At 26.5% G+C, this 4465-nt stretch carries 5 protein-coding genes; all 5 read left to right on the plus strand.

Annotated features, from left to right (window positions below; all coding sequences use genetic code 11):
- Positions 1–273: 273 nt before the first annotated feature.
- The 5 genes from COL3_RS16840 to COL3_RS16860 all read left to right on the plus strand — a co-directional run bounded on the left by COL3_RS16840 (position 274) and on the right by COL3_RS16860 (position 4437).
- The gene (locus tag COL3_RS16840; RefSeq protein WP_008420733.1) at positions 274–1323 is read left to right on the plus strand and encodes a galactose ABC transporter substrate-binding protein; all 1050 of its coding nucleotides are present in this window, start codon (positions 274–276) and stop codon (positions 1321–1323) included.
- Positions 1324–1364: 41 nt separating this feature from the next.
- The gene (locus COL3_RS16845) at positions 1365–1646 is read left to right on the plus strand and encodes a hypothetical protein (RefSeq protein ID WP_008420734.1); all 282 of its coding nucleotides are present in this window, start codon (positions 1365–1367) and stop codon (positions 1644–1646) included.
- Between the two features lie 168 nt (positions 1647–1814).
- A complete protein-coding gene (locus tag COL3_RS16850) occupies positions 1815–2396 on the plus strand; it encodes a hypothetical protein (RefSeq protein WP_008420735.1) in 582 nt (193 codons plus the stop codon).
- 100 nt (positions 2397–2496) lie between these two features.
- Positions 2497–3720: a hypothetical protein gene (locus tag COL3_RS16855; RefSeq protein WP_008420736.1), complete on the plus strand. Its 1224-nt coding sequence runs from the start codon at positions 2497–2499 to the stop codon at positions 3718–3720.
- A gap of 360 nt (positions 3721–4080) precedes the next feature.
- Positions 4081–4437: a hypothetical protein gene (locus tag COL3_RS16860; protein WP_008420737.1), complete on the plus strand. Its 357-nt coding sequence runs from the start codon at positions 4081–4083 to the stop codon at positions 4435–4437.
- Positions 4438–4465 lie beyond the last annotated feature (28 nt).

Below are 4465 nucleotides of genomic sequence, written 5' to 3' on the forward strand. Positions count from 1 at the left end.
AGCCGCTTAAACTATTTTTTATTATTTTCACTGTCTACTTGACAGGGTGCAGTTCAAAAGAAATTGAATTTACGATTTTTTTATGCGCCATTCTAAAATCAAAAGCAGTTTGTAGATATTGTGTAACAAAAAAATGCAAATTTAATTTTGGTGACATCTTTTATTTTTTTATTTTACTATAGGTTGCTAAGTAAACGAAGTAGAATATATTTTCCTTAAAAACACATTCTAAGATTAATTATTATAATTAAAGAAATATTGTGGAGGATTGCAATGAAAATTTTGAAAAAATTATTAATATTTATTATGATTCTAGTTATGACAATAGTTTTACCAATAGGAATTTCTAAAAATAATGCATATGCTAATTCAAATTTTAGTAAAAAAACTCCTATTAAAATAGGCGTATTCTTACATAGTTTTAATGAATATCTTTCTCTTGTAAAACAAAATTTAGAAGATATTCAAAAAGAAAATCAAGATAAAGTTGAATTTACTTTTTTTGATGCGAAAGAAAATCAAACTATACAAAATGAAAGTATTAATAAAGCCCTTACAGAAAATTTTGATCTTTTAATTGTGAATTTACATACTATAAAATTAGATGAAGTAGAAGATACCCTAGATAAAATAATGAAAAAAAATATTCCATTAATTTTATTTATAGAACCAGACGAAAATTTAATAAAATTTATTAAACATTATGCTGTTATTATAGCAACTACTGGTGAACAGGCTGGTATTCTAGAGGGGAAAATTCTTGTTAATGAATGGAATGTTCACAAAGAAGCTATAGATAAAAATCATGATAACATATTGCAGTATGTTATGTTAAAAGGCAGAATTGAAAGCCCATTAGTAGATATAAGAACAAAGTACTCAATTTTAACACTTAATGAAGCTGGAATAAAAACAGAACAACTTGCATCAATCAATGGTGAGTGGAATAAAGATTTAGCTAAAAAGGCGATTGAATCTCTATTTTTAACATATGGTAACAAAATTGAAGCTATAATTTCAAATAATGATGCTATGGCAATAGGTGCTGTTGAAGCCTTACAGGAATATGGATATAACAAAGGTGATAAATCAGCGAATATTTCAGTTGTTGGAATTGATGGAATAGATGCTGCCAAAGATTTAATACAGAAGGGTTTTATGACAGGCACTGTTATCCAAGACCCTCATGCTGCTGCTGAAGCTCTTTATAAGGTTGGAATGAATCTGGCTTATGGGAAATCACCTCTTGAGAATACAAATTATAAATTCGATGATACAGGAGTTGTAATTCGATTGCCTTACCAAGAATATAAAAAGCAATAAAAATATCTACTCCCTAAATTTTATCCAGCTGGAAAATCTGTATGATTATGCTATTCTATAAAGTTTATAATCCATTTGTAATGCTTGCAAATGAGGCATATGATTCAATATTATGGTTTGAAATTGCCAATATTTTAGAGCTTAATTTATCAATAGATATAAACATTCGTAAATTAAGAATGCTAATATTCCATAAACATCGCATTATTCAATTTTTTAAAGAAGATTTCTTATTAGTTGTTACGCCATACTACAAAATTATAAAGAAATATGATATTTGGAATATAAAAGCAAGGTTACTAATTAATTATTATGTAAAGTAAAGTATATTATTAACTTGGCTCGAAGTTCTGCTATAGAATATTAATACAGTAACAGAACTAAGAATGGCTATAAAGGCAATAAAAAAAGAGAGCTTTCGCTCCCAAACGCTATAATTATTATATTTGATTTTAAAGGTAATATCAATATATTCAAGGATGGTGAAAGCTATGTCTAAAACAAAAATAAATAATGAAAAAAATACTTCGATAAACGTTAACAAAACAATTGAAAAGACAGCTAAGGAAACAGCAAAGGCTATTATAGAGGAATTAAAAGTTCAAAATATGATAAGAAGAGAATTAAGTTACTATAAAAGAGTAGAGTTATTGCTTTATAACTATGAAAATTTGAAAGATGCAGTTAAACAGAAAGATGAAGATATTCAACACATTGAAAAGCATGGGTTACCACAGTCTAGTGGATCCATTGTAGTTTATCAAACTGCTGGAGGAGGTATAAGTCCAGAGGATAGGTACCTTCAATTAATAGAAAAATATAAGGCAGAGAAAATAGAAACTCAGAGGGATTTAACTAGGATAGAGAACGCTTTGGATAAGATTAGAGATGATAAGTATTTTGATATTATACAGTTAAAATATTTAAACTTGCAAAAAGACAAGCTTGAAACTGATGAGAAGATAGCTGAGAGATTAGAGAAGGATCAGAGTACAGTTACTAGGAATAGAAAGAGGCTTATGAATAAGTTGATTACTATATTGTTTCCTGAATCGATAAGAGATGTTATGTGACTAATTTTGATTATGAGGAATAAGTAAGTTATGAGCGAAAAAATCACTTTATTGCTTTAATATGAAAAAATATGTAAAATATAGTATGGGGGTGCATTTAGTGTTAATAGAAAAAATATCAAAGTGGCAATTTAACAAAATTATTAAAGATAAAAATCGGAAACAGTATAAATTGATTAAAGAAGATATCGAAAAAAATTTTTATAATCAAATTCTTAGTACTGAAAATGAAAGAGAATATATTGCATTTGAAAAGGAGCGAATGGAGAACAAAATTAAAATGTTACAATCACCTTTTATTGCTATTGCTATTTCACTTATTGTAATGGTAATTTCTATTGTTATACCAACATTAGGTAATTATTTATACGATAAGAATCAAAGTGCAGAAGTGACTATCAGTGTACTAAATATATTAAACATAAAATCTGAAGTAAATCCCAGTAATTCGAATATTAGTACAGGATATATTGTATTTTTCTCAATAGTAGCATTTATATTATTTTCATGTATGATAATTGTAAATGAAAATAGCTTTAGAGTTTGCAATATTTATTTTAATGTATTAGAAGAGGCAGAAGCCAAACTTAATGGAGGGGATGATATTAAAATGACTATTGATAATTACGAAGAGGATGTTACATATCAAAGTAAAAAAACATTGCTCGAAAAATTATGGGGCTATGTTAATAAAAATAAAAGTATTTCAATAGTAGTAATAGTACTATTATTTATTGTACCTACTTTTTCAACAAATTATTATGTTAAAAGTTGTATCAAATGGATATTTAATAGCGGTAGCAATGCTTTAGGGTATTTACAGTATTGCGGTGCTTTAATAGGAGGGCTTTGTACTTTAGCTGGAGTTATAATAACCTTGAAATATACAGATGAAAAAGAGAAAAGAACAGAATTAAAAGAAAATAGTTTAATCGTATATTATGATTTATATTTGGGTCTAAAAGATTTAAAATTAGTATGTAAAAGTATTAAGTTTGGAACTATGAGTAGTGCACCAAATAAATTATTCTTTAGTAATGAGTGGATAAAAAATGTTGCGAAGTTATCTGAGCATTTAGATAATAAAATGATAGAAGAAATTTATCAATTATATGGTGACTTGGAAATGATAGGAAAGTGTCTTTATGACAATATAAATGAATCGGACAAGCTATTCATACGAGAAAAATTTGAAAAAATATTTAAAAAATCATTAAAAGATATGAAAGATAGTGAAAATACTGATTTGATTGATATAAATATAGAATTAAATGATAAATATACAAATATATTAAATAAATTAGCTAAAATTAAAAGTATGTAGGTAGCATTCGCATTGTTAATTTTGTTAGTTTATAATAAGCTATGTAAAATAATATTTTAAGTATTAAAAAAATGGAAATTATATAAAATGACAGATAGACAGTATTTAATCATTGTAATTACTTAAAAGGCATAAAAAGATTTTTTGTAATACAAATTCGCATAATTCGTGCATATTCTGTGCAATTGCATGTGTTAAATATATATAGTAGTATGATATTAGCAACTTTCATAAAAGCAATACCAAACATATAAGTGGAAGGAAACATTCATAGAAATATGAGTGTTTTTTTATTTGTAGTATTAAGAAGGGTTTCTCTTTCTTTTGTATAATTTATATATCATAAAAGGAGGGATTTATTTGGGGATAAGATGGTGGCCATTAAGAGGGTTGGATATTCAAAGAAATGAAAAATGGGAACGTGAGATTAGGATATATGATGATTTTTCAAAAACCATGTATTATAGAATTAATTCAATAACTTTATTTAAGGAACCTTATAACTTAGAATTGCATTATACCTACTATGATAAGGATAAACACGAATTACATTTATTTAGAAAAAACGGTACTATAATTGCTAATACTGAGCAATATTTAGGTGATCAGGATGAAAATATAAAGAATGAATTATATTTACTGGAGTTTGGTAAAGGTTTGGCAAATCATTTGGAATTATACTTTTTTAATTGTAAGCGTCAAAGAATCGACGCGTAGCGATAGCGCAATTTAAGTGATAAAATAT

The sequence above is a fragment of the Clostridium sp. LS genome (genome assembly GCF_002760435.1).
Classification (GTDB): Bacteria; Bacillota; Clostridia; order Clostridiales; family Clostridiaceae; genus Clostridium.

Coding starts and splice junctions, on each gene's coding strand:
- COL3_RS16845 (WP_008420734.1), top strand. CDS start 1,365: ATGATTATGCTATTCTATAAAGTTTATAATCCATTTGTAATGCTTGCA.
- COL3_RS16840 (WP_008420733.1), top strand. CDS start 274: ATGAAAATTTTGAAAAAATTATTAATATTTATTATGATTCTAGTTATG.
- COL3_RS16850 (WP_008420735.1), top strand. CDS start 1,815: ATGTCTAAAACAAAAATAAATAATGAAAAAAATACTTCGATAAACGTT.